Annotated in this window: 1 protein-coding gene; it reads left to right on the top strand. The window is 71.0% G+C overall.

Features of this window, described 5'->3' with window-relative positions; genetic code table 11:
* The coding region (locus IEX99_RS22225; protein ID WP_188904425.1) for an enoyl-CoA hydratase-related protein at positions 1-682 on the top strand (682 nt) is incomplete at both ends.

Genomic DNA, 682 nt, shown 5'->3' with positions numbered 1-682 from the left:
AGGGACGGCGTCGCCACCATCGTGATCAACCGCCCCAAGGTACTGAACGCCTTCCGCGCCCGCACCTGCGAGGAGCTGATCCACGCCTTCAACAGGGCGGGCTGGGACAAGTCCATCGGCGTCATCGTGCTGACCGGCGCCGGCGACCGGGCCTTCTGCACCGGCGGCGACCAGTCGGCGCATGACGGCAACTACGACGGACGCGGCCTCATCGGCCTGCCGGTGGAGGAGCTGCAGTCCGTCATCCGCGAGGTGCCGAAGCCGGTCATCGCCCGGGTGCAGGGCTACGCGATCGGCGGCGGCAACGTGCTGGCGACGCTCTGCGATCTCACCATCGCCTCGGAGCGGGCGGTGTTCGGCCAGGTCGGCCCCAGGGTCGGCTCCGTGGATCCCGGCTTCGGCACCGCCTACCTCGCCCGCATCGTCGGCGAGAAGAAGGCGCGCGAGATCTGGTACCTGTGCCGCCGCTACAGCGCCGCCGAGGCGCTGGCCATGGGCCTCGTCAACGCCGTGGTGCCGCACGAGCAGCTCGACGCCGAGGTGGCGCGCTGGTGCGCCGAGATCCTGGAGAAGAGCCCGACCGCCCTCGCCATCGCCAAGCGGTCCTTCAACGCCGACACCGACGGCATCCGCGGCATCAGCGGCATGGGGATGCAGGCGCTCGCCCTCTACTACGCCAGCG

The sequence above is a fragment of the Caldovatus sediminis genome (genome assembly GCF_014644455.1).
GTDB lineage: Bacteria > Pseudomonadota > Alphaproteobacteria > Acetobacterales > Acetobacteraceae > Caldovatus > Caldovatus sediminis.
The sequence above is the reverse complement of the archived record's forward strand: the minus strand, read 5'-3'. Positions and strand labels throughout refer to the sequence as shown.